The sequence below is a fragment of the Paraburkholderia sp. SECH2 genome, from assembly GCF_030464795.1.
Classification (GTDB): domain Bacteria; phylum Pseudomonadota; class Gammaproteobacteria; order Burkholderiales; family Burkholderiaceae; genus Paraburkholderia; species Paraburkholderia aspalathi.
Genome location: NZ_JALPRH010000044.1, coordinates 1 through 24774 on the forward strand (window position 1 = coordinate 1; position 24774 = coordinate 24774).

At 63.2% G+C, this 24774-nt stretch carries 21 protein-coding genes; 9 read left to right on the forward strand and 12 right to left on the reverse strand.

Annotated elements, in window-relative coordinates:
* The first annotated feature begins 232 nt into the window (after positions 1–232).
* A complete protein-coding gene (locus tag M0D66_RS36515) occupies positions 233–1228 on the forward strand; it encodes an LLM class flavin-dependent oxidoreductase (RefSeq protein ID WP_266212792.1) in 996 nt (331 codons plus the stop codon).
* 264 nt (positions 1229–1492) lie between these two features.
* On the opposite strand, the gene M0D66_RS36520 is transcribed toward M0D66_RS36515, so the two are convergent.
* A complete protein-coding gene (locus tag M0D66_RS36520) occupies positions 1493–2647 on the reverse strand; it encodes an alpha/beta fold hydrolase (RefSeq protein WP_266212793.1) in 1155 nt (384 codons plus the stop codon).
* A gap of 462 nt (positions 2648–3109) precedes the next feature.
* Between M0D66_RS36520 and glgC the strand changes: the two genes are divergently transcribed.
* From glgC to M0D66_RS36545, 5 genes are all read left to right on the forward strand, one after another.
* Positions 3110–4375, forward strand: a complete 1266-nt coding sequence (gene glgC, locus M0D66_RS36525) for a glucose-1-phosphate adenylyltransferase (protein WP_200621793.1) — start codon at positions 3110–3112, stop codon at positions 4373–4375.
* A 118-nt stretch (positions 4376–4493) separates the two neighbouring features.
* Positions 4494–5954 (forward strand): glycogen synthase GlgA, encoded by a 1461-nt coding sequence (glgA, locus tag M0D66_RS36530; RefSeq protein WP_093646776.1) that lies wholly within the window; start codon positions 4494–4496, stop codon positions 5952–5954.
* Positions 5955–6170: 216 nt separating this feature from the next.
* On the forward strand, positions 6171–7037 hold the full coding sequence (gene pdxY, locus M0D66_RS36535; RefSeq protein WP_054040545.1) for a pyridoxal kinase PdxY: 867 nt from the start codon (positions 6171–6173) through the stop codon (positions 7035–7037).
* Between the two features lie 97 nt (positions 7038–7134).
* Entirely contained in the window at positions 7135–7596 is a 462-nt protein-coding gene (locus M0D66_RS36540) for a hypothetical protein (RefSeq protein WP_054040547.1), read from the forward strand.
* Positions 7597–8060: 464 nt separating this feature from the next.
* The gene (locus M0D66_RS36545) at positions 8061–9212 is read left to right on the forward strand and encodes a branched-chain amino acid ABC transporter substrate-binding protein (protein ID WP_054040549.1); all 1152 of its coding nucleotides are present in this window, start codon (positions 8061–8063) and stop codon (positions 9210–9212) included.
* 105 nt (positions 9213–9317) lie between these two features.
* Here M0D66_RS36545 and M0D66_RS36550 read toward each other — a convergent pair whose 3' ends face one another.
* A complete protein-coding gene (locus M0D66_RS36550; RefSeq protein WP_266212794.1) occupies positions 9318–11225 on the reverse strand; it encodes a DUF3857 and transglutaminase domain-containing protein in 1908 nt (635 codons plus the stop codon).
* Positions 11222–12121: a helix-turn-helix transcriptional regulator gene (locus M0D66_RS36555; protein WP_266212795.1), complete on the reverse strand. Its 900-nt coding sequence runs from the start codon at positions 12119–12121 to the stop codon at positions 11222–11224. The genes M0D66_RS36550 and M0D66_RS36555 overlap by 4 nt, the downstream gene beginning before the upstream one ends.
* Before the next feature lie 109 nt (positions 12122–12230).
* Between M0D66_RS36555 and M0D66_RS36560 the strand changes: the two genes are divergently transcribed.
* Positions 12231–12776, forward strand: coding sequence for a hypothetical protein (locus M0D66_RS36560; protein WP_266212796.1), 546 nt, complete (start codon positions 12231–12233; stop codon positions 12774–12776).
* A 74-nt stretch (positions 12777–12850) separates the two neighbouring features.
* Here M0D66_RS36560 and M0D66_RS36565 read toward each other — a convergent pair whose 3' ends face one another.
* Positions 12851–13516 carry a hypothetical protein gene (locus tag M0D66_RS36565; protein ID WP_093646809.1) on the reverse strand — a complete coding sequence of 222 codons (666 nt, stop codon included), beginning with the start codon at positions 13514–13516 and terminating at the stop codon, positions 12851–12853.
* 315 nt (positions 13517–13831) lie between these two features.
* On the opposite strand from M0D66_RS36565, the gene M0D66_RS36570 reads away from it, so the two are divergent.
* Positions 13832–13966, forward strand: coding sequence for a hypothetical protein (locus tag M0D66_RS36570; RefSeq protein WP_266212797.1), 135 nt, complete (start codon positions 13832–13834; stop codon positions 13964–13966).
* A 283-nt stretch (positions 13967–14249) separates the two neighbouring features.
* Here M0D66_RS36570 and hutG read toward each other — a convergent pair whose 3' ends face one another.
* From hutG to M0D66_RS36610, 8 genes are all read right to left on the reverse strand, one after another.
* Positions 14250–15068, reverse strand: coding sequence for an N-formylglutamate deformylase (gene hutG / locus M0D66_RS36575; protein ID WP_200652156.1), 819 nt, complete (start codon positions 15066–15068; stop codon positions 14250–14252).
* Between the two features lie 108 nt (positions 15069–15176).
* Entirely contained in the window at positions 15177–16562 is a 1386-nt protein-coding gene (locus M0D66_RS36580) for a formimidoylglutamate deiminase (protein ID WP_200652157.1), read from the reverse strand.
* A 10-nt stretch (positions 16563–16572) separates the two neighbouring features.
* Positions 16573–17796 carry an imidazolonepropionase gene (hutI, locus tag M0D66_RS36585; RefSeq protein WP_200652158.1) on the reverse strand — a complete coding sequence of 408 codons (1224 nt, stop codon included), beginning with the start codon at positions 17794–17796 and terminating at the stop codon, positions 16573–16575.
* Between the two features lie 120 nt (positions 17797–17916).
* Positions 17917–18519 (reverse strand): HutD family protein, encoded by a 603-nt coding sequence (locus M0D66_RS36590; RefSeq protein WP_244869548.1) that lies wholly within the window; start codon positions 18517–18519, stop codon positions 17917–17919.
* A gap of 20 nt (positions 18520–18539) precedes the next feature.
* Entirely contained in the window at positions 18540–20228 is a 1689-nt protein-coding gene (gene hutU, locus M0D66_RS36595) for a urocanate hydratase (protein WP_266212798.1), read from the reverse strand.
* Between the two features lie 92 nt (positions 20229–20320).
* Complete coding sequence (hutC, locus tag M0D66_RS36600; RefSeq protein WP_054040559.1) at positions 20321–21016, reverse strand: histidine utilization repressor; 696 nt, start codon at positions 21014–21016, stop codon at positions 20321–20323.
* 38 nt (positions 21017–21054) lie between these two features.
* The gene (gene hutH, locus M0D66_RS36605; protein ID WP_200621786.1) at positions 21055–22578 is read right to left on the reverse strand and encodes a histidine ammonia-lyase; all 1524 of its coding nucleotides are present in this window, start codon (positions 22576–22578) and stop codon (positions 21055–21057) included.
* Positions 22579–22834: 256 nt separating this feature from the next.
* Positions 22835–23731 (reverse strand): LysR family transcriptional regulator, encoded by an 897-nt coding sequence (locus M0D66_RS36610; RefSeq protein WP_266212799.1) that lies wholly within the window; start codon positions 23729–23731, stop codon positions 22835–22837.
* Positions 23732–23846: 115 nt separating this feature from the next.
* On the opposite strand from M0D66_RS36610, the gene M0D66_RS36615 reads away from it, so the two are divergent.
* Positions 23847–24752, forward strand: coding sequence for an NAD-dependent epimerase/dehydratase family protein (locus tag M0D66_RS36615; protein WP_200652161.1), 906 nt, complete (start codon positions 23847–23849; stop codon positions 24750–24752).
* The last annotated feature ends 22 nt before the right edge of the window (positions 24753–24774 follow it).

Genomic DNA, 24774 nt, shown 5'->3' on the forward strand with positions numbered 1-24774 from the left:
CCCCGCACAGGGGCAACGCTAATAAACCACTAACAATGCAAGGAAAGGCACCAAACCCAGATCAAGGAAAGGCCAAAGCCCCAAGAACACTGACAAACAAGGCAAGCCGCAGGCAAAAACCATTAACCCCCTTCCACGAACGTGGACATCCCTGAGCACTCAGCAGAAAACCAAAACCTTTGCCACAATGCCCCATCGCGCGAAAGCGCCCGAAACAGCAAATGAACAGAAAATGATCCCCTTCTCGGTCCTCGACCTATCGCCAGTCATCGCAGGTGCCACCCCCGCGGACGCGTTCAAAAACACATTGGACCTCGCCCAGCACGCGGAAAACTGGAACTATCGCCGCTTCTGGCTCGCAGAACACCACAACATGACGGGCATCGCCAGCGCAGCCACCGCTGTCGTGATCGGCCACGTCGCCGGTGGCACCAAGAAAATCCGCGTCGGCTCCGGCGGCGTCATGCTGCCCAACCACGCACCGCTCGTCATCGCGGAACAGTTCGGTACCCTCGCCTCGCTCTATCCGGATCGCATCGACCTGGGCCTCGGCCGCGCGCCCGGTACCGATCAAAGCACCGCCCGCGCGCTGCGCCGCGATCTGCAAAATAGCGCAGAGTCCTTCCCCGACGACGTCGTCGAGTTGCAACGCTATTTCGCCGATCCGGTGCCGGGTCAGCGTATTCGCGCTGTCCCCGGTGCAGGCCTTCATGTGCCGCTGTGGCTGCTCGGCTCATCGCTGTACAGTGCGCAACTGGCGGCCGCGCTCGGTCTGCCGTTCGCGTTTGCGTCGCACTTCGCGCCCGATCATATGTTCACCGCGCTAAAGGTCTATCGCGAGCAATTCCGTCCGTCGACAACGCTCGACAAGCCCTACGCCATGGTCGGCGTCAATCTGTTCGCCGCCGATAGCAACGAGGAAGCGCGACGTCTGTTCACCTCGCTGCAACAGCAGTTCGTCAACCTGCGGCGCGGCACGCCCGGTCAGTTGCAGCCGCCGGTCGAGCGCATCGAAGCCTCGGAGATTGAGTTGAACGGCGTCGCGCATTCGCTCGCTTGCTCCGTCATCGGCGATCGCGATACGGTTCGCGAAGGACTCCGGTCGATCATCGATCAGACCGGTGCGGATGAATTGATGCTGACCGCGCAAATCTACGATCACAATGCACGGCTGCGTTCGTTTGAGATCGGCGCGCAAGTGCGTGACGAGTTGAGCGCCGGTAAGTAACCACGCCTGCAAGTAACAAAAAAGGGCAGCCTGTATCAGCACAGGCCGCCCTTCTTTTTTCGTCGATTGGCTGGTTGCCCTGAATACACGGACATCAGGTTGCCCAGCCGCAATGCTCATCGCGCTCAGTCAGCGCCGTGCGAGTTCGAACTCAATTCCAACTTTCAAATCAAGCTCATACGTTGGGCTCTGACCTCGGCTAAAGCGCTTCAACTCAATCCCACGCCCTAGCGCTCAGGCCCAAGCTTATACACGCGCCAAAACTCACCGATTAGCCGGCACCGCCGCCAGGCCATCGAGCAGCGCCTTATGAAACGCCTGTGGGTCCTGCATCTGCGGCGCGTGTCCTAAGTCGGCGAATTCGACGAGCGTCGCGTGCGGAATCGCCTTCGCGGCGGCCTTGCCCAGTTCGGGGTAGTGGCCGATCTTTGCGCGCACGTCAGGCGGCGCCGCATCCTTGCCGATCGCGGTCGTGTCCTTCTGGCCGATCAGTAGCAGCGTCGGCATGCTCAGGTGGCTGAGCTCGTACACCACGGGCTGCGTGTAAATCATGTCGTACAGCAACGCAGAATTCCACGCCACGATCTGCTTGCCCGGGCCACGGTACATCCCCGCCAGCATCTGCACCCACGGCTCATAGTCGGCGCGCCACTGGCCCGCGTAATAGGTCGCCTGCTCGTAACGGCGAATGCTGTCCGCGGTCGTCTTCAGCTCGCGCTCGTACCATTGGTCGACAGATAGCGACGGCACACCCTTCGCCTTCCAGTCTTCGAGGCCGATCGGATTGACCAGCACCAGTTGCTGCGTTTCATGCGGATACATCAGCGCATAGCGGATCGCGAGCATGCCGCCGGTCGAATGGCCGATCACAGTCGCATCGGTCACGCCGAGCGATTCGAGCAACGCATGCGTATTGCGCGCCAGTTGTTGAAAGCTGTACTGATAGTGCTCAGGCTTGCTCGATTTACAAAAACCGATCTGATCCGGCGCGATCACCCGATAGCCGGCGTCGCTCAGGCGATGAATCGTCGCGTCCCACGTCGCCGCGCAAAAGTTCTTGCCGTGCAGCAATACGGCCGTGCGGCCGTTCGCATGCTCCGGCTTGATATCCATGTATGCCATGTGCAGCGCCACACCTTGCGAGGTGAGGTCGTATTGCTCGACCGGCGCCGGATAGTTGAAGCCCTGCAACTCGGGGCCGTACGCCGGACCGCTGTTGTCGACGGCCGCAGCCGGAGTGGCGCTGGTAGCCGCGGGACCTGGCTGGGTGGGAGAGCCACCTGAACCACCCGAATGCCCCGAGCTGGCCGCACTACCCGCAACAGCCGTACTGGCCGGCGAGGCGGCGAAAGCACCAGGTGCAGCGGCTAGCACGCAGGCGTTCAAGATGGCGAACAAAGACTGGCGGCGAAAATTCATCGATCGTTTTCTTGCAAAGGGAAATCGGCGGGAAGCAGGCAGGCTCAGGGCGCTGGAAAGCAACGCCCACACCCCGTTCAAAGCGGACGATTCTACGACGCGCCGCCGGACTCTGCTGCCGCGCGCGCAAGCTCATGGCGGCGCCGGCCGGTGTGGCACGCATATTGCGGCGAGTCGCCTTGCGCCCTATGTGTCGTGCCGCACGGATGCGTCCCGCGCAAGGGTTGATCGTTCTCAAGGCGGCCGCGCGAGTTGCATCCGCACAATTCAGACTATTCGCCGGCGGCAATTCGGTGCTAGAACTAGCAGACGGGCCCGCCAAGACGAAAGCCGCCTGGCAGCACGAATCAATAACGCAGAGCGAGATAACAAGACCACCCGGGGCATACCAATCAGCAACTATCTTGCAAGGGACCGGAGTAAGCGCTAAAGCGCCAACTCAGGTCGATAAAGGAGACGGACATGGAAACTCCGGCACGGCTGAACGATCTGCAACGCACCACCCTCGCTATCGTCCTCGCGGGCGGACGGGGCACGCGGCTCGGGCCGCTCACGAACAAGCGCGTCAAACCAGCGGTGCACTTCGGCGGCAAGTACCGGATCATCGACTTCGCGCTCTCCAACTGTCTGAACTCCGGCATCCGCCGCATCGCGGTGGTCACGCAATACAAGGCGCACTCGCTATTGCGCCACCTGCAGCGCGGCTGGGGCTTCCTGCGCGGCGAATTCGGCGAATTCATCGACCTCTGGCCGGCGCAGCAGCGGGTGGAAGGCGCCCACTGGTACCGCGGCACCGCGGACGCCGTATTCCAGAATCTCGACATCATCCGCTCGATCCGGCCGAAATACGTGGTGGTGCTGGCGGGCGACCACATCTACAAGATGGATTACACGCGCATGATCGCGGATCACGCGGAAAGCGGCGCGGATTGCACGGTCGGCTGCATCGAGGTGCCGCGCATGGAAGCGGTGGCCTTCGGCGTAATGCATGTGGATGAAAACCGCCGCGTGACCGGCTTCGTCGAAAAACCCGCCGACCCGCCCGCCATGCCGGGCCGCCCGGATTCGGCGCTCGCCAGCATGGGCATCTACGTGTTCAGCGCCGATTACCTGTATTCGCTGCTCGAAGAGAACATCTCGAGCGTCGACACCGATCACGACTTCGGCAAGGACATCCTGCCGCGCGTCGTCACGCAAGGCACGGCGATCGCGCATCCGTTCAGCATGTCGTGTGTATCGTCGGATCCGAGCGTGGAGCCGTACTGGCGCGACGTCGGCACGATCGACGCCTACTGGGCAGCAAACCTCGATCTTGCCTCCACCATCCCGACGCTCGATCTGTACGACCGCAACTGGCCGATCTGGACGTATCAGGAACAGTTGCCGCCGGCCAAGTTCGTACGCGATCTGAAAGGTCTGCAAGGCACCGGCAACAACCTGATCGTGTGCGGCGGCTGCGTGATCTCGGGTTCGCAGATTTCGCGTTCGGTGTTGTCGTCGAACGTCAAAGTGAGTTCGTTCTGTAATATCAATGAGGCAGTCTTGTTGCCGCAGGTCACCGTCGGCGCGAGCTGCCGGCTGCAGAAAGTCGTGATTGACCGCGGCTGCACCATTCCGGACGGCACGGTGATCGGTGAAGATCCGGCGGCGGACGCCGAACGCTTCTATCGCACCGACGACGGCGTCGTGCTGGTCACGCCCGACGCACTGCGGCAGAAGGGGACGTAATCGTCGCCGGGGCGGCAAAACGAACGGGCTGGCGAGGAGCCGGCCGCCCGTCTTGCCGCCCGCGCAAACTGCCGCAGACCTGCCGCAAACCCGCACTAACAGGAACGAGACCGAGCCTATGACGATTCGCGCCCTGCACGTCGCAAGCGAGCTGTATCCCCTCCTCAAAACGGGCGGTCTCGCCGACGTCGCAGGCGCGTTGCCGCCCGCGCTGATCGAGCGCGGCGCCGACGTGCGGGTGCTGCTGCCCGGCTTTCCGGCAGTGGTCGCCGGCTTGACGGACTTGCGGCCGGTGGCGCAGTTGGGCCGCCGCTTCGACTCGCCGGGCGTCACGCTCGAACAGGGCACGCTGCCGTCGAACGGCCTGATCGTCTATGTGATCCGCGCCGGCTCGCTGTACGACCGGCCCGGCAACCCCTATCTGAACGACGAACACGTACCGTACGGCGACAATGCGCAACGCTTCGCCCTGCTCGGCTGGGTCGCCGCCCAACTGGCGCAGCACCTCGATCCGGCGTGGGCGCCGCAGATCGTCCACGCGCACGACTGGCACGCCGGACTCGCGCCCGCCTATCTGAAGGCGGCTGAACGGCAGCACGGCCGCTCGTTCGCGCGCAGCGTCTTTACTGTGCACAACCTCGCGTATCAGGGCGTGTTTCCGGCGCATCAGTTCGGCCAGTTGGCGCTGCCTGACGACTTCTTCAACATGCGCGGCGTCGAATTCTATGGGCAGTTGTCGTTTCTCAAGGCAGGCCTTTACTACAGCGACCGCATCACCACCGTCAGCCCCACCTACGCCCGCGAAATCCAGACCCTGGCCCAAGGTGGCGGGCTAGACGGGTTGCTGCGCCATCGCTCGCACGATCTGAGCGGCATCCTGAACGGCGTCGATTACTCGGTGTGGAATCCCGCCACCGACGCGCTGCTCGAAGATCACTACACGGACACCCGTCTCGCCGGCAAACTGGCCTGCAAAGAGGCGCTGCAAAAGCGCTTCGGCCTCGCGCAGAAAAGCGATGCGCTGCTATTCGGCGTGGTGAGCCGGCTGACCGAGCAGAAAGGCCTTGACCTGCTGCTCGAGGCGGTGCCGGAAATTGTCAAACGCGGCGGGCAGCTAGTGGTGTTCGGCACCGGCGACCCGGCGCTCGAAAACGGTTTGAAACACGCCGCGCATGCGCATCCGGAATCGGTGGCGGTCGAACTGGGTTTCGACGAAACGCTCGCGCATACGATCGTCGCCGGCAGCGACGTGATCGCGGTGCCGTCGCGCTTCGAGCCTTGCGGGCTGACGCAACTGTATGCGCTGGCTTATGGGTCGCTGCCGCTCGTGCATTGCGTCGGCGGCCTCGCGGACACTGTTGTGGACGCGTCGCTCGAAAATCTCGCCGAGGACCTCGCTACAGGCTTCGTCTTCGAACGATTCGAGCCGAAAGGCATTGCGGCGGCGATCCGCCGCGCGTTTGCGCTCTATGACCGGCGCACCGAGTGGAAAGCCACGCAACGCCGCGCGATGCACCAGGATTTCGGCTGGGGCGCCTCGGCCGAGCGCTATCTGGCCTTGTATCGCGAACTATCCTGATGGTTCGACGCAACAACACGGGGACGGATCGACTCGCGCGTGACAAACTCATGTATTGTTTCCTGACTATGCAGATCGCGCATTTTTCTTGCACCATCTGAAGAACAGTCACGAAACACAATCACGCCGCTTCAGGCGCCCGGCCAAAGCCGGTTCGTTACCGCGGCCATCCTTCCGTTCTCATTGATCGCGCACCACGCTGGCGCGGGCCACACCATGACGAAAAACGTTCTGAGCATCCAGTCACATGTCGTCTTCGGGCACGCCGGCAATAGCGCGGCCGAATTCCCGATGCGGCGGCTCGGCGTCAATGTCTGGCCGCTCAATACCGTGCAGTTCTCGAACCACACGCAATACGGTCATTGGACCGGCGGCGCGATCGAGGCCTCGCAGATGGAAGAACTCGTCGAAGGGATCGGCGCGATCGGCATGCTGCCGCGCTGCGACGCCGTGCTGTCGGGCTATCTGGGCACGCCCGAGCAGGCGCAAGCGGTGCTGGAGATCGTCAAGGCCGTGAAGGCCGCCAATCCGCGCGCGTGGTACTTCTGCGATCCGGTGATGGGCGCCGCGAGCGGCTGCAAGGTCGAACCGGGCATTCAGGAATTTCTCGTGCGCACCATGCCGGAAGTGGCCGACGCGATGGCGCCGAACCATACCGAGTTGCAGCGCCTCGTGGGCCGCGAGATCGAGACGCTCGAAGAAGCAGTGACCGCGTGCCGCGAGGTTATCGCCCGCGGGCCGAAGCTCATGCTGGTCAAACACCTGCTCGATCGCAACAGTCCCGCCGACCGTTTCAACATGCTGGTCGTCACCGAGCGCGAGGCCTGGATGGGCCAGCGTCCGCTCTACCCGTTCGCGCGGCAGCCGGTGGGCGTCGGCGATCTGACGAGCGCGGTGTTCGTCGCGCGCACGCTGCTGGGCGATTCGATCCGCTCGGCCTTCGAGCACACGCTGGCCGCCGTGAACGGCGTCGTGAAAACGACATGGCAGGCCGGGCGCTACGAGCTGGAACTGGTGGCGGCGCAAAACGAAATCGCGCAACCGCGTGAATGGTTCGACGCGTGGGTGGCGGAAACGGCTTAGGTCCTATAATGCGTGCCGAGCAGGCGTGGGCCGCCACCCGCCCGCGCCGCATTTTTTTAAGGCATCCGGCATTTCGCATTTAGCAGACGAGGCATCGATGGACGGTTATATCCGCAGCGAGCGGGAAGAGTTTTTTGAGCAGTTGTGCATCAGCGTCGACGCGGACGAAGCGCACGAGCAGGAAGCAATCGAGTACTTCGAAAACCAGTTCGACCAGGCCGACTTCGATCCCGCACAGTGGCTCGACATCGCGCTGTTCTATTCGCCGGCGGTAGCGCGCGGCATCGTCGAAATGGTGACGGCCGACGACAAGGCGCGCAGCAACATCGCCGAAATCATCGCCGACAACCTCGACATCTCGTACGGCGAGGACGAGTGCCAGCAGTTCGCCGAGACCATCGAATTCGCGCTGAACAACGGCGTGCCGGTGGACATCGACCTGGTGCTCGACGGTTGCCAGCGCGCAATCGACGATCTCGACACCTGGGCCGACGACGAAACCAAGGCGCCCCTCCTGCGTCTGCGTGAAGAGCTGCTGCGCCAGCAAGGCGAGCAGTGAGCATGTAGTTTCAGGCCGGCGCGCTCGCGCCGGTTTCTCGAGCATCATCCGCAAGCCGTAACCAGGCCTTAACAAGCAGGCCGTATCCCCCGTTTACCCGCCTGCCCAGCGGCTCCATGCTTCTTAAGCATATGCCGCAATCCGCACCCGCACGCTGCCGCTGACAGGCGTCCAGCCCAAGCGCTGTGCGGCCTATGCCGAAATGCTCATTCAAAGCGCCGCGAACTGCCAAGACGGTCGCAAATTGGCTTTCTATATTCGCGCCAGATTGACCGGTATGTGAACGCCATTGCGCACGCCCCAAGGGTTCTTCCTACCGGCGTATTCCAGCATTGTTGATGGTGACCGATCGTCCGTACTCTTGATGACGCGCGCCATGCGAGGTCGAACCCATGCTTGCGCGTCGATCCAGCGTTACCGCCTTACCGCTTTCACACCTGAAACTGTCGATGGAGAGAAAGACCATGAGTCTTCGCAACACGCTGAAACCGCTTGCACTGTTCGTTGGCGCTGCCTTCGCGATCGCGCCGCTGGCCAGTTTCGCCGACGACCTGCCGGTGAAGATCGGCTTCGCCGCGCCGCTGACAGGCGCCAACGCGGGCTACGGGAAGGATCTGGAGAACGGTGTCCGGCTTGCCATCGAGGAAGCCAACGCCCAGAAGATCAAGATCGGCGACAAGGTCGCACAATTCCAGCTCGTCTCCGAAGACGACCAGGCCGATCCGCGCATCGGCGTGCAGGCCGCGCAGAAGCTGGTCGACGCGGGGGTCTCGGTAGTCGTGGGCCACTTCAATTCGGGCACGACGATTCCTGCCTCCCAGGTGTACGAACAGGCCGGCATTCCAGTGATCGACCCGGCCGCCACCAACCCGATCATTACCGGCCGTGGCTTCGCGAACACCTTCATGGTGATTTCCACCGATGCGCAGAACGCCGGCAACGCGGGCGTCTACGCCGTCGAGGTAACGAAGGCCAAGCGCATCGCGATCATCGACGACCGCACCGCGTTCGGCCAGGGCGAGGCCGACGAGTTCGAGAAGGCGGTGAAGGCGCATGGCGGCACCATCGTGACGCGCGAATACACCGACAATCATGCGGTGGACTTCAGCACGCAGATCACCAAGATCAAGGCGACCAATGCCGATCTGATTTTCTTCGGCGGCCTCGATACGCAGGCGGCGGGCTTCGCGAAGCGGATGAAGCAACTGGGGATGAACGCACAGCTAGTGGGCGGCGGCGGCGTGATGGATCAGGACTTCATCAAGCTCGCCGGCGACTCGTCAGAAGGTGCGATGGCCTGGGAATACGGCAGACCGTTGGCTCAGTTGCCGGGCGGCAAAGACTTCTCCGCGAAGTTCAAGAAGCGCTTTGGGGTCGACATCCTGTCGTACGCGCCGTTTGGGTATGACGGAGCATGGGCCGCGATCAAGGCGATGCAGCAGGCAAAATCCAGCTCGCCGGCGGTCTACCGGCCGGTGCTCAAGGCACTCGATTACGACGGCGTGACCGGCAAGATTTCGTTCGATAGCACCGGGGCGTTGAAAAGCGGCGCTTCCACGCTGTATCAGGTCAAGAGCGGGGCATGGGTGCCTATCGTGACCAAGAGCGGAAGTTAAGCCAAGCGTCTCTTTTTGCCCATGACGGCATTGCTGTTCATGCGGCAGTGGCGGTACTTCTTTACCGCCGCTGCCGTGGGCACGGTCGATGCCGTACCTGCCTGCCTACCTGCCAGCCTTCAACACCACCTCGGCGTCGAGATCCCGCTCGATCCGGATCAGATCATCCTTCACGCCGGCAAAGTCATCGGCAGAGCACATCTGATGGCCGAACGCGGCGCGCAGGTGTCGCCTGACCTGCAAGACCCGCGTGGAAGGATCGAACACGTAGCGGGAAGAAAACTCGAGGAAACGATCTTTCGCCGTGGCATCCGGCGGCACATCCGTCACGTGGGCGAAGCTCGGCAATGTCATTGCCAGCGTTTCATCGAATTCCCCGCCGATGCACGCCCAGGGCTGCGTCCTCGCAGGCTCCGCCAGCCATGCCTGCACCTGCCCGGCCATTCCGCCGGATAAGCTCGTCAGGGCCGGCACAGCGGTCGTCCCATCGGTCCAGACAAAATGCGCCACCCGTCCCTGCATCGAGGTGGAAAAAGGTCCATTGGTCGAGGTCAGATCGCCCGTGCGCAACTGCGCTGTGCCATGCAAACCCGTCAGCAGTAGACGGTTCGCCGCAATCTGTTGCGTGCGCTGCCGGGTTGCCCGTCGGAACATATTGCGTTCGAGCTCGGCGGTATAGCCGGCGTCTTCCACGCGATAGGCGTAGTTGGCCGCCCCGCTCTCATCAACGTCGATCTGCAGGCGCGCCGTGCGCTCGCGCAACTGGGTGGCCGGCGTGCGGGACAACCCGCCCTCGTCGACCAGCAACACGGGCCGGTCCATCACGCTCGGCGGCAAATAGCCAAAACTCATGCCGCCTGCCGTGGTGTCGGCAAATAGCGATAGGTCAGGAATCCAGACAATTGCATGATTGATCGCGCTCTCGCCGTAGCCGGGCACCGCCGGCAAACTGTAGTACGGCCCGAGATTGAGCAGCACGGCCTCGCTGCGGATGCCGACCGCGGCGAGAAGCGCGCTGTACAACGCGACGTGGTCCTTGCAGTCGCCATAGCGGTTGTGCAGGATGTCGATCGCCTTATGCGGGATCGCCGCCGTCTCGCCGAGAAACAGCGCCACGTAGCGAATATTCAGGCGCATCCAGTCGTACAGGATCTGTGCCTTCGCACGCGGGTCGCTCGCCTCCGCAGTCAGGCTCCGCGCGAGTTGAACGATGGCCGGGTCGCTCATCGTCGCGTCGGCAGCAGGGCCGCGATAACGCGCGGCGAAATTCGCGAAGTCCGGCACGGTCGACACCATCAGCCGGTCGCCCCAGTTCGCATAGCCCACCGCGCCCGCTTCGAGCGGCGCATACGGGCCGTGCTGGTAATCGAACTCGTAGCGGGTGCGGCCGTTTGCGGTGACCGGTGGCAACGCGACGTAGCCGCGCGCATCGGCATAAAGCGGCACGTCGGCGGGCAGGTCGAAGATCAGGCGCTGCATCTCGACAGGCTCGCGCGTTGGTTCGACCAGGTAGGCAAACGTGCCGGCCTGAAGGGGCTTCGTGCGCGTCTTGCGGAAGGCCAGATGCACGCGCGAGCCGGGCGCGACGCCCGGAAAGATCACGGTGCGCAACACGCCGTCTTCGAAACTCGGTGCGCCCGCTGAGCGCGGTTCCTGCACGTCACGGATCGCCTCAGGGCCGACCGGATGCGCGACGCCGTTCAGGTCGATCGTTTCCGTGGCCAACAGTTGCACCCGCTCGATGTCCTTGTTGAACCACACATAGCGTTGCGCGATATCGTCGACGCCGCTCGTCGTGTTGGCCCGCAGGACCGTGTCGTCATGTTCTTCGACGGAGCCGTCTTTCTGGATTACGAAGAGGTGGACGTCGCGCTCCGTCGTCGAGGGGGAGAGGTCGTCGTTTGGGGTGCTGGAGGTGCTCGAAGAAACACTCACCTCAGCCTGCGCGACGGTTGCACACGCAACCAGCGCCAACGCTGCGGCCAGCTTCACGAACGCCAACCACCGCGTCATGCGCGACGCGCCCTGCCCCGCGCGCGCCACGCACGCGGACTCGACGCAAACTCCGCGCGAAACGCGTGATTGAAATTCGACAGATCGTTGAACCCGCAATCGAGCGCGATATCGACGACCTTCGCGCTGTCGTCGTGAAGGCGCAGCGCCGCCGCTCGCAAGCGCGCGCGCAGCACATATTGATGCGGCGTCACGCCGGTCACGCGCTGGAACGTGCGCAGGAAGTAGAACTCGCTCAGACCCGCCGCGGTAGCGAGGCTCGTCAGCGTATGCGCGGCGCCTGGCGTGTCGTCGATCAGGCGCACAGTCTGCGCCACGCGCGACCAGGCTGCGGCGCTTGCGGGCGCTTCCGCACGCTTCAATGCACCCGCCGCCTTGAGCGTCGAGACGGCCACTTCGACTGCCAGTTCGTCCCACACCACGCCGCCCGTATCCAGCGCGTCGGCACAGGCCCGCGCGATGAGCGGCGACAACGCGGGTAACGACGGTATGCGCGCGCGCCTGAAGTCCAGATCGCCGCTCGCGATGCCCGCGTCCGCGGCCAGCCGCTCGAAGTACGCCGGCGCATAGCGGAAGGCAATGCAGCGATCGCCGGGCGCATGCCGATGGCCGCATTCAAAGCAGTCACCCGTATTGCCGAGCAACAGCGCGCCGGGGGTGAGCAACGCGCGCCCGGTCGCGGTCCGGTAGCCGAACGAACCGGCCACCACCATCGCGATGCACACGCCCGCGTGCCGCTCCTCGAACGGCTGGTCGTGTGGGCCGAAGGTGCAGAGAATGTCCGCGACATCCCAGCTCGCGCCTTGAGCCAGCGGACGCGCGTTCGTGCTGCCGCGCGTGCCTTCCCGCGCGCGCTGCGCGAGCGCCTGCTGCAAAGTGACGGCAATTTTCCCCAAGATGCACCTCGGCTAAGTCCGTATCGTCGTTTTAGCACATCGGCGACCGGCGCGGTTCTGCCTGTTACGGCGATGGCGCTTTCACTGAACGCCCGAAGGAGCACATACGATGAACATGCTGAACGAGACCATCGATTGCGGCTTTCACGCCGCCTTGAGCGCCCCGGCGCGGGCCGCCGACATCAATGCCGCCGACGACCTCTACGGCTGGCTGATCGGCAGTTGGGACATGGACGTGCTGCACTACCGCGTCGACCTCGGCAACGCGCGCCGCCGCGGTGAGATTCATTTCGGCTGGGTGCTGGAGGGCCGCGCCGTGCAGGACGTTTGGATCATGCCACCGCCCCGCGAACCTCACGCGGGACTCACGTCCGCCGACACGATGTACGGCACCACGCTGAGAGTGTGGGACCCGGCGCTGCGTGCGTGGCGCGTGACTTATATAAATCCGCTGACCGGTCAGCGCGATGAGCTGGTCGGCCGGCGCGTCGGCGATGATCTCGTGCAGATTGGCACTCATGCCGACGGCACGCCGATCCGCTGGAATTTCACCGACATCACGAGAGATTCGTTCCGCTGGACCGGCGTCGCGCTGGCGCAGGATGGCGTGACATGGACACTCGAGGCGGAATTTCACGCGCGACGCAGGCGTTAGGCTGCGGCCGGACGATCAGGAGGTCCAACAAGCCTGCATGCAACAAAGACGCCCAGCTGCACAAGCTGCAAGCTTCAATCCCCTCCCCCAATCTGCGCAAGCAAAGCCTGCAAGCGCTCCACATGCCTGAGCAGCAAATGCCGATGCTTTTCGATCTGCTCGAGCCGGCCAGCCAGGTCGGCCTGAATCGGGTCGTCGAGATCGGCGGCGGCGATCACGTCCTCCACTTTCGATCGCATCGACGCAAGCTCCACCGGCGCATGACTCAAATGCCGTTCGAAACGCCGCACGTCCTGTATCGCCAGATCGCGAACCTTGCGGAAGTGGGCCTGACGCCGATGCGCTTCGGCGTCGAGCGTCTCTTCTTCCACACGTTTGGCCGGCGCCGTCTGGCCGAAAATCGGCTCGGGTGGCCGCAGCACCGTCTTCTTGCGCACCGGATGCGCCGTGCCGCGAAAACGCGCCAGCGGCTGTTCGTTGTCGATCGCTTCGCGCGCATTGGCCGGTATGTCCTGCTCGGTATGCGACACGTTCATCCAGCCAGCCGGCAAGCCGGTGACCGCCTCGATACCACGCACGAACTCCTCGCTGAATTCGCGCTGGCCGGACAGCATCAATTTGAGGTAGCTGGCGGAAAAGGTCATCATGCGCGCGAGACGCGTCGCGGCGCCGACCTCGCGGGTCAGCAGCACCAGATTTGCTCGCCAGACCGGGAGTAGCAATTCGTCGGAATCTTCCATCGCTGGGTCTTCCATCTTTTTGCCCGATGTACGGATGACGCGCTTGCACACGTCATCGTTTTGAAAGGGTAGCCGCTTCTGCGCATGGGGCGCAATGCCCGCGTGCATCCCGCGACTGTCGAGGTATCGAAATGACGCGCTACGGCACGCCGCTGCCCGGGGATAAAACGCCACGAAGGCCGGCGTTTTGAGTTGACCCGTGCATTCGGTCAGCGTTCCTTCGCTGCGCGCGTGATGTGTGGCATCCTTTCGAACCGTTGTGGCACGCCACGTGCTGCAGCGTTAGCACCACCACCATGATTTAAGGATTCTGTAATGAAGAAAATTGTCCTCGCCATCGCAGCAACGATCGTCGCCCTGAGCGCTGTCGCTCCCGCTCAAGCTTACGAGCACCACCGCGAATGCCACAAGGTGCGCGTCCACCATCACTGGGAACGTCGCTGCCATTGAGCGTTACGCAGCGCCCCTGGCGCGCGCATCGAAAAGCCTCGCCACAAGCGGGGCTTTTTTGTAGCCGCTCCGCTTCGACGAGGCTCCGGTCAGATCTTCAGCGAAACCTGCAACGCTCTATACGTTCGGCGCGAACGCCGCAGCATGCAATCACGGACACATGCTGTTACACCTTTGCGGTGTGGGCCGACGCGGTCGCGGCCTCGCGGAATGCGAAGCACGGCGAACCGCGTGGAAAGATGAAATGGATACCGCGGACAGCGGCGACGTCGGGCTTCCGCCGTTAAGCCGCTTTAACGCGCTCCAACGCCGTCATCACAAGCTCTTCCAGCAAAGGCTCGATCTTCGCAGCCAGCGCTTCGTCATACGCATACGGCATCTGCTCTTCCATATACGTAATCTGCGACAACTCGAGCTGGACCGCGTGCACACCCTGCGACGGCTGCCCGTACTGCCGCGTGATATACCCGCCCTTGAAGCGCCCGTTGGCGACAGCGGAATATCCGCCATGCCGTCCGACCACAGCGGCCAATTCCTCGCCCAATCCGGCCACTGCGCTGGCGCCGTTCGACGTGCCGAAGTTGAAATCCGGCAGACGTCCTTCGAAAAAACGCGGCACGTGCGAGCGAATCGAATGTGCTTCCCACAGCAGCACCTTGCCGTGCTTCGCCTTCAGCGCGGCAAGCTCACCCGTTAGCGCGTCGTGATAGGGCTTCCAGTAAGCATCGCGACGACGCGCGACTTCGGCGTCGTCCGGCAGATGGCCGTCGAGGTACAGGGGTTCCTTGTCGAAGGTATCGACCGGCAGCAAGCCAGTGGTGTCCTGCCCCGGATACAGATTCGCACCGTCGGGCGGACGGTTCAGGTCGATCACATAACGCGCGTAGGTCGGCGCCAGGATCGACGCGCCCATGCGTTTCGCAAACGCGTAGAGACGGTCGAGATGCCAGTCGCAGTCGTCGGTGCGCTGCGCGACCGGCGTCATCGTTGCGGCGATATCGGCGGGGATTTGCGTGCCCAGATGCGGGATCGAAATCAGCAAGGGCAAGCTTCCCTGATGCAGCGATAGAACCGGCGGAGGAGTAGTAGACGAAGCAGTCATGTCAGTCCGGAATCGATGGGATCGATAAAAATCGAAGGCTCAGCGTGTTCAGCCATTCATGCGAGCCTTGCGCTTCAGGATGCGGCAACAGCCAACGGCGTCAGCAGTTTACTTGAGCAATTCGGCGAGCGCCCCGCGATAACGCGCGTAAGCGCCCTCTTCATCACGATGGCGGCGATTGTCCACAACTTTGTCGCCGCCCGCGTAGACGTCGCGAATCGGCGTCTCGCCATGTTCGCAGAATACAACGCCCGAGAGCCACGCGTTCGGCGCGTGCTCGGCGATGCTCGAATGATCCGCGTCGAGCACCAGCCAGTCGGCGCGGCGGCCGGCCTGCAATGCGCCCACTGCGCGACCGGTGGCATGCGCGCCACCTTCGAGCGCCGCGTCGAACAGACGATCGGCCACGTGCGTGGCGTGCGCGGATGCCAGCACATTGCGCTGACGGCGTGTCAGGCGCTGGCCGTATTCGAGCAAACGCAATTCCGCTCGCCAGTCGACCCCGATATGGCTATCCGATCCGACCCCGATGCGCCCTTCTGCGTCGAGATACTCTTGCGCCGGAAAAATACCGTCGCCGAGATTCGCTTCGGTAGTCAGACACAAACCCGCGACCGCGCCGCTTTTCGCGAGCGCCAGTGTTTCGTTCGCATCGACATGCGTGGCGTGCACGAGGCACCAGCGGCTGTCGACGTCGAAACGATCGAGCAGCCACTGCACCGGCCGCGCACCTTCGGTTTCAACGCAAGCGTCGACTTCGGCGGTTTGCTCGGCGATATGGATGTGAACCGGCGCGCTTCGATCAAGGCCATTCAGCAAGGCATGCAAGGAATCGGCCGATACCGCACGCAGCGAATGCGGCGCAACGCCATAACGCAAGGCCGCACTCTCGGGACGCGCCGCGCGCACCGTGCCGAGCAGATCGAGCAGACTCTCCGGCGTGTTGATGAAGCGCTGCTGATCTTCGCGTGGGGGGCGCGAGCCGAAACCACTGTATTGATACAGCACGGGCAGCATCGTCATGCCGATGCCGCTCGCTGAAGCTGCATCCACCACACGCTGCGCCAGTTCCGCCTGATTCGAATAGCGGCTGCCATCCGGCGTGTGGTGCACGTAGTGGAATTCGCAGACCGACGTGTAGCCCGCCTTCAACATCTCGATGTAGAGCCACTGCGCGACGGCAGCGAGCCCTTCCGGCGTGATCCGAGCGGCGAAGCGGTACATCAGATCGCGCCAGCTCCAGAAGTTGTCCGTTGCGTTCGCACGATATTCGGTCAGGCCGGCCATCGCACGTTGAAACGCGTGCGAGTGAAGATTTGGCATGCCAGGCAATACGGGGCCCGCGGCTTTTTGCACACCGTCGGGAACTGCCGCCGTATCGGGCGTCACGGATGTCAGCGTGCCGTTAGCGTCCCATTCCAGCAGCACATTGCGGCGCCAGCCGTCGGGTAGATAGGCGTGATCGGCGAATAGTGATTGTTTTGATTGCATCATCTCTCAGGCCCTAGCTCAAATCACGCCGTGCATAAACAGTCTCGCCTGCACGCACGACCCGCGCGCACAACGGACGCCCAATCCAGTAAGCCAACTCAGCAAGCGTTTCCACCGACCACACCGCAAAATCCGCCGCGCGCCCGGCTTGCAGCGAGCCATGCTGGTCTGCCTTGCCGAGTGCACGCGCCGCATGCGTGGTCACGCCTTGCAGCACTTCGGGCACGGTCATGCGGAACAACGTGGTCGCCATGTTCATCATCAACAGCAGCGAGGTGGTCGGCGACGTGCCGGGATTGCTGTCGGTGGAAATCGCAATCGGCACCTGATAACGCCGCAGCAAATCCAAAGGCGGCAATTGCGTCTCGCGGATGAAGTAGTACGCGCCGGGCAGCAGCACGGCGACGGTGCCGGACGCTTTCATCGCGGAGACGCCCGCTTCGTCGAGGAATTCAAGGTGGTCCGCGGACAGCGCATGGTGACGCGCGGCCAACGCCGTGCCACCACCATTCGACAACTGCTCGGCGTGCATTTTCACCGGCAATTTATAGCGCTCCGCGGCCTGGAACACGCGCTCGCTCTGTTCCAGAGAAAAGCCGATGCGCTCGCAAAACACGTCGACGGCGTCGACCAGTCCTTCGTCGGCGAGCGCGGGCAGCATCGTGTTGCAGACTTCGTCGATGTACGCATCGGCTTTTCCCGCGAATTCAGGCGGCAACGCGTGTGCACCGAGAAATGTCGTATAGACCGTTACCGGATAGCGCTCGCCCAACCGGCGCGCGACGCGCAACATCTTGCGTTCGCTGACGAGATCGAGGCCGTAGCCGGATTTGATTTCGACGGTCGTTACGCCTTCGGCGAGCAGCGGTTCGAGGCGCGCGGCCGATTGGCGGAACAGCGAGTCTTCATCAGCGGCACGCGTGGCGCGCACCGTCGAGACGATGCCCCCGCCCTGCCGCGCGATTTCTTCATAACTGACGCCCGCGAGACGCTGCGCGAATTCATCCGCGCGCTGGCCGCCATACACGAGGTGGGTATGGCAATCGACGAGGCCTGGCGTCACCCACGCGCCGTGCAGATCTTCGCGCGGCCATGCGGCGTAGTGAACGGGTAAGTCGGAAGCCGCACCGAGCCACACGATCTTGCCGTTTTCAACGGCAATCGCGGCATCGGCCAGCGTGTGTTGGGGATCGCCCTCAGGGCAGAGTTTCAGGTGATGCCAGACGGTTTGCTTCATCGCGTGCTCTTTGCAGCTCGTTGCGTGTCTGTGGTGGTTCGCGGCGCGCTTCGCCTGGCCTTTGCCAGGTGTTTGGCAACATTCAAGCGCGCACGCGAATCGTCGTCATCGTTGCGGTGATCACGTATAGCGGATGCTGATCGCGAGCAATGCGCCCGCGCCCTCGGCCACGCATGACAGCGCGTTCGGCGTGTCGATGCGCAGTGTGTCGTCGGCTTCAAGCACTTGCGGTTGGGCTTCGCCACCGAGCGTGACTGAAACCGCGCCGCCTGCGCAGAACAACAACACCACGTCGGCGGACAAAGTCCGTTGCGTAGCGCCGCGCCATACCTCAGTTTCACCCACCGCCACACCGCGGCGGACCATCAGGTTGAAGTCGCGCGTGGCGCCGTCGACAAGGCGTGCATCGATTCGCGCTTCGCCCGCAAACTGCGCGATATCGAGCGGCTGAGTCAACGCGTGCGTCTTCACGGCGTGAGCACCGGTGTCGTCGGTTTCATCGAGCAGCATACCCGCGCCCGACAACAACACCAACGTGCGGTCGATGCCCGCGAAACGCGAGAACGGCCCCGCTTGCGCCACGTCGGCGATGCTGACGCGCCACGTGAATGCGTCGAGGCCTGCGCCTGCGGGAAACGCGCCCACTTCGCGCGTGACGCCGCCGCCGTTCTTCCACGGCGCCGCCACGAGTTCGGCGCCGCGGATGAGCGTCGTGGTTGCCACGTTCGGGACAACCGCCACGATCAACGGCCCAGCATCGGCAGATTCAGCCCTGCCTCGCGCGCCGTTTCCTGCGCGAGTTCATAGCCCGCATCCGCGTGACGCATCACGCCCGTTGCCGGATCGTTGAACAGCACACGGCCGAGGCGTTCCTTCGCAGCATCGGTACCGTCAGCGACGATCACGACGCCCGAGTGCTGGCTGAAGCCCATGCCAACGCCGCCGCCATGGTGCAGCGAGACCCACGAAGCGCCGCCTGCCGTGTTCAGCAGTGCGTTGAGCAAGGGCCAGTCGCTGACCGCGTCCGAGCCGTCTTTCATCGATTCGGTTTCGCGATTCGGGCTTGCCACCGAACCGGTGTCGAGGTGATCGCGGCCGATCACGATCGGCGCCTTCAGCTCGCCGTTCCGGACCATTTCATTGAACGCCTGACCCAGACGATAACGATCCTTCACGCCGACCCAGCAGATCCGCGCCGGCAGACCCTGGAACGCGATGCGTTCACGCGCCATGTCGAGCCAGTTGTGCAGATGCGGATCGTCAGGGATCAATTCCTTGACCTTCGCATCGGTCTTGTAGATGTCTTCCGGATCACCCGAGAGTGCGACCCAGCGGAACGGGCCCTTGCCTTCGCAGAACAGCGGGCGGATATACGCCGGCACGAAGCCCGGGAAATCGAACGCGTTTTCAACGCCCATTTCCAGCGCCATCTGACGGATGTTGTTGCCGTAGTCGAGCGTAGCGGCGCCACGTTCCTGCAGCGTCAGCATTGCTTGAACCTGCTTGGCCATCGACTGCTTGGCGGGCAGCACGATGCTGTCCGGCACTGTCTTCTGACGCTCGCGCCAGTCTTCGACGTTCCAGCCTTGCGGCAGGTAGCCGTGAATCGGATCGTGCGCGCTGGTCTGATCGGTCACGCAATCCGGCGTGATGCCGCGCGTCACGCATTCAGCGAACACATCCGCTGCGTTGCCGAGCAGGCCGATCGAAACCGGCTTGCCTGCTTTCTTCGCTTCTTCAAGCATGGCGAGCGCTTCGTCGAGCGTCGCCGCTTTCTTGTCGACGTAACGCGTCTTCAGACGGAAGTCGATACGCGTCTCGTCGCATTCCACCGCGATCATCGAGAAGCCGGCCATGGTTGCGGCCAGCGGCTGCGCGCCGCCCATGCCGCCAAGACCACCCGTCAGAATCCAGCGGCCCGACGGATCGCCGTTGAAATGCTGGTTCGCCACCGAGAAGAACGTCTCGTAGGTGCCCTGCACGATGCCCTGGCTGCCGATGTAAATCCAGCTGCCCGCGGTCATCTGCCCGTACATCATCAGGCCCTTGCGATCGAGTTCGTGGAAGTGTTCCCACGTCGCCCAATGCGGCACCAGATTCGAATTCGCCAGCAACACGCGCGGTGCGTCCGCATGCGTCCTGAACACGCCGACCGGCTTACCCGATTGAATCAGCAGCGTCTCGTTCTCTTCGAGGTCTTTCAACGACGCGAGAATCTGATCGAAGCAATCCCAGTTACGCGCGGCACGGCCAATACCGCCGTACACGACCAGCGCGTGCGGATGCTCGGCGACTTCCGGGTCCAGATTGTTCTGGATCATCCGGTACGCGGCTTCCGCGATCCAGGTCTTGCAGGTCTTTTCCGCGCCGCGCGGTGCGCGGATCGTGCGGGTCGGGTCCAGACGCGGGTCGATGTGTTTCGGGTTGTTCATGGTGGCCCTCGGGATGCTTGAAAATGTGCGGGAGAAGTTCAGGGAAATGAGTCGGAAACGGTCTTTAAAAGCGGTCTTTAAAAGCAGCAGAATCAGAAATGTCCGGTGAAGCGATAGCGGCTGCCGGGATGCCAGAGATTGGCGATCGAGGCGACCTGGCTTTGCGACCACGTGCGCCGATGCAGCACGAGGCACGGTTCTAGTTCATCCATCGTCAGCAGCTCGCGGGTATCCGCATCCGCAGCCAGGGCTTCGATGCGGTACTCGACGCGCTGCAACGGCGCCACTCGCACCAGATACTGATTCGGCGTGGTGTTCGTGAAGTCCTGCAAGGCGTACTCGGGCGCGACCGCCGGGTTGACCCAGCGCTCTTCGAGTTGCACCGGCTCGTCGTTTTCGAAATGCAGCACGCGAGAATGAAACACCGGACTACCCGCGCTCACCTGCATTTCTTCGGCAAGCGCTTCATCAGCGATGCTCGCACCGATGTGCAGCACGTTCGCCTGATGGCGATGACCGCGCGCGACGATTTCGTCGGAAATACTGCGGATCGCCACCAGGGTCGATTCGTACTTGGGCCGGGCGACAAACGTGCCCGAGCCCTGCACGCGCGTCAGCACCTGCTCCGAAGTCAGCTCGCGCAACGCGCGGTTGACCGTCATGCGCGCCACGTTGAATTCACGGGCGAGCTCGTTTTCGGAGGGCACCTGGTCGCCTTCAGCCCATTCGCCCGCGTGGATGCGGCCGAGGATGAAGTCCTTGATGCCCTGATAGGCCGGTGCGTTCATTGGCTTGATTGGCGTGCTTGAAAACGTGATGTTCGAGCTTATTGCTCGGACGCGAACGAGAACGGGCTCAGCTTCGCGATCGTGCCGTCCTGCACGAGACGCGTAACGGCCGCGATATCCGGTGCGAAGTAGTGATCGAGCTCGTAATGCGCGACGTCCTTGCGCACTGCGTCCATCACTTTCTGCAGGCTCGGGCTGGTCTTGTGCGGCGCGCGCAGATCGACGCCTTGCGCGGCAGCGAGCAACTCGATCGACAGAATGTTCGCGACGTTTTCAGCGATGTCGCCAAGCTTGCGCGCAGCGAACGTCGCCATCGAAACGTGATCTTCCTGGTTCGCGGACGTCGGCAGCGAATCGACCGAAGCCGGATGCGCGAGCGTCTTGTTCTCGGAGGCGAGTGCTGCGGCCGTCACGTGAGCGATCATGAAGCCCGAGTTCACACCACCATCGCGTACGAGGAACGGCGGCAGGCCCGACAGCGTCGCGTCGATCAGGAGCGCGATGCGGCGTTCGGCCAACGCGCCGATTTCCGCGACCGCAAGCGCGAGGTTGTCAGCGGCAAATGCGACCGGCTCAGCGTGGAAGTTGCCGCCCGACAGCACTTCGCCCGTGTCCGGGAAAATCAGCGGATTGTCGGAAACGGCGTTCGCTTCGATCAGCAGCACGTCGGCCGAATGACGCATCTGGTCCAGACACGCGCCCATCACTTGCGGCTGGCAGCGCAGGCTGTACGGGTCCTGAACCTTGTCGCAATCGGCGTGCGAGACATTGATGCCCGAGCCTTGCAGCAGCGAACGGTAAGCAGCTGCCGCGTCCGTCTGGCCTTGATGACCGCGCAGTTCGTGAATGCGCGCGTCGAACGGCTTGACCGAACCCGCTGCTGCATCCACCGACAAGGCGCCCGCCACCAGTGCGGTGCGGAACAGGTCTTCGATAGCGAACATGTTGTAGAGCGCGAGCGCGGTCGAGGCTTGCGTGCCGTTCAGCAGCGCCAGACCTTCCTTCGCTTGCAGCGTGAGCGGCTTCAGGCCGACCAGCGCGAGGCCTTCGGTAGCCGGCATGCGTTCGCCCTTCGCAAACACTTCGCCGACGCCGAGCAGCGTTGCCGACATATGCGCGAGCGGCGCGAGGTCGCCCGAAGCGCCGACCGAACCCTTGACCGGGATCACCGGCAGCACGTCGGCGTTATACAGCGTAATCAGCGCTTCCATCACTTCGCGGCGGATGCCCGAGTGGCCACGGCCGAGGCTCGACAGCTTCAGCGCGATCAACAGACGCACGACCGGACGCGACATCGGCTCACCCACGCCGACCGCGTGCGACAGCACCAGATTGCGCTGCAGCAGCTCGAGCTGGTCATGCGGAATGTGCGTGCTGGCGAGGCGCCCGAAACCCGTGTTGATGCCGTATGCCGGCTCGCCCTTCGCGGCGATATCGGCGACGGCTTTGGCGCAGGCGTCGATGGCGGCGTGGCTGGCGGGATCGAGCTGCAGCGCGACGTGCTCGCGAGCGATCTGGCGCAGTTGCGGGAGGGTCAGGTAGCCGGGCTTCAGAATCATCATGGTGTTGTGTCCTGTCTTGTCTATACAATTCAAGAGGAAGTCTAGCGGCGTCGGCTTGTATATACAACTTGTTTTTGCAGCTTCGGGCCTGGGAGTTTCCATTAGAGCCGGAAGCTTACGTGGCATGCATATCGCTTGAGCCGGGGTTTCGGGTGTCGGCGCGCGCCGTATCGCGTTCGTCCGTCGTGACAACCAACTTGTATATACACGTTCAAAATACAGAGCGGCAAGCGGACAAAAAACTCGACGCGATTCGCTACAGCCTCACCCGCGCCGCCATGAAATCCAGGAAACACTGCACGCGCCCCGCCAGCGAAGCGCTCTGGTAATACACCGCGCTGACGGGCTGCCGCTCATCCACCAGCACATTGCCGAGAATCGGCACCAGCCGCTCTTCGCGCACGTCAGCCGCCGTCATGAAGTCGGCGAGACAGGCGATGCCCCATCCCGACAGCGCGAGCTGCCGCAAGGTCTCGCCGCTCGATGCGGTGATCGCCGGCTCGATCTTCAGCGTCTCGGACTTGCCCTTTCCACCCGCCCGCACCGGCCAGCGATTCAGATGTTCCGGCGCCGTGAAGCCGATCAGACGGTGCGAGCGCAATGCTTCCACCGAACGCGGCTCGCCGTATTCAGCCAGATACGCCGGACTCGCGAGCACCCGCAGCTTGCTACTGCCCAGGGTGCGTGCATGCAGGGTCGAATCCTGCAACGCGCCGATGCGGATCGCGATATCCACCTTCTGTTCTAGCAGATCGACGATCCGCTCGTTGCTCGTCAATTCCAGACGAATCTCCGGATACAGCGCTGAAAACGCCTTCATATGGGGCGCCACGCAATGAAGCATGAACGGTGACGCCGCATCGACACGCAAGCGCCCCGAGGGCCGCTCGCGTCCACGCGTGACGGATTCCTCGGCCTCTTCCATCGCATCGAGAATCGCCCGCGCCCGCCGCAGGAACGCCTCGCCCTCTTCGGTCAGTTGCAAACGGCGCGTGGTGCGCCTCACCAGCGCGGTGTCGAGTTTCTTTTCGAGGCGCGTGAGGGCACGGCTCACGCCCGAGACGGTCTGCTGCAATTTCTCGGCCGCCGCAGTGATCGAACCGCAGTCGATCACCGTCGCGAACACCAGTAATTCGTCAGTGGAAGTCTTCATTGTTGATTTCAAATCAAGATTGATTTGAGACTAACACGCTTTTTGCGAGAATCAAGACGGTGGATACTGCGTCCATGTCATCGTATTTCCGGTGTTTCCACCTTAGGAGAACGTCTTGAAGATTTTCATTACTGGCGCAAGCGGCTTTATCGGCGGCTCGATTGCGGCGCACCTCGTGCGCGCCGGCCACCATGTGCGCGGTTTGATCCGCAAACCCGAACACAGCGCTGAATTGCAACGCCTCGGTATCGAACCCGTCATCGGCACGCTCGACGACCGCGAACTGCTGATCACCGAAGCCAAAGCCGCCGACGCGGTCATCAACGCCGCGAGCAGCGACCATGAAGGCGCAGTGAAAGCGCTGATCGACGGCCTCGCTGGTTCCGGCAAACCGTTTCTGCATACGAGCGGCTCGAGCATCGTCGGCGATGCCTCGGGTGGTGAAGCGGGCGAGGCGCGCATCTATCACGAAGACGCCCTGCCCGAGCCGACCGCGGACAAAGCGGCACGCGTCGCCATCGATCAACTCGTACTCGACGCGGCGCAGCAGAACATCCGCTCGGCGGTGCTGTGCAACACGCTGATCTACGGCCACGGCGACGTGCCGGGCAGCGCAAGCGTGCAGTTGCCGCGACTCGTGCGTCAGGCGCAAAAGAGCGGCGTGGTGCGGCATGTGGGCAGCGGCGGCAACATCTGGTCGAACGTGCATATCGGCGACGTCGCCGAGCTCTATCGCCTTGCGTTGGAGAAGACGCCGGCAGGCACCTTCTACTTCGTCGAAAGCGGCGAGGCGTCGTTTCGCGACATGAGCGCCGCAATCGCCCGCGTGATGAAACTGGGCGAGGCACAAGACTGGCCGCTCGCAGAAGCGCAGAAGGAATGGGGTTACGAAATGGCTTCGTACGGGCTGGGATCGAACAGCCGTGTGCGTGGTGAGCGTGCGCGCAAACTGCTCGGCTGGCAGCCTAAACGCACGTCGGTGATCGACTGGATCGAGCACGACATGATGGCCGCCAAGTGAGGTCCTCCAGGCCGTAATCCAT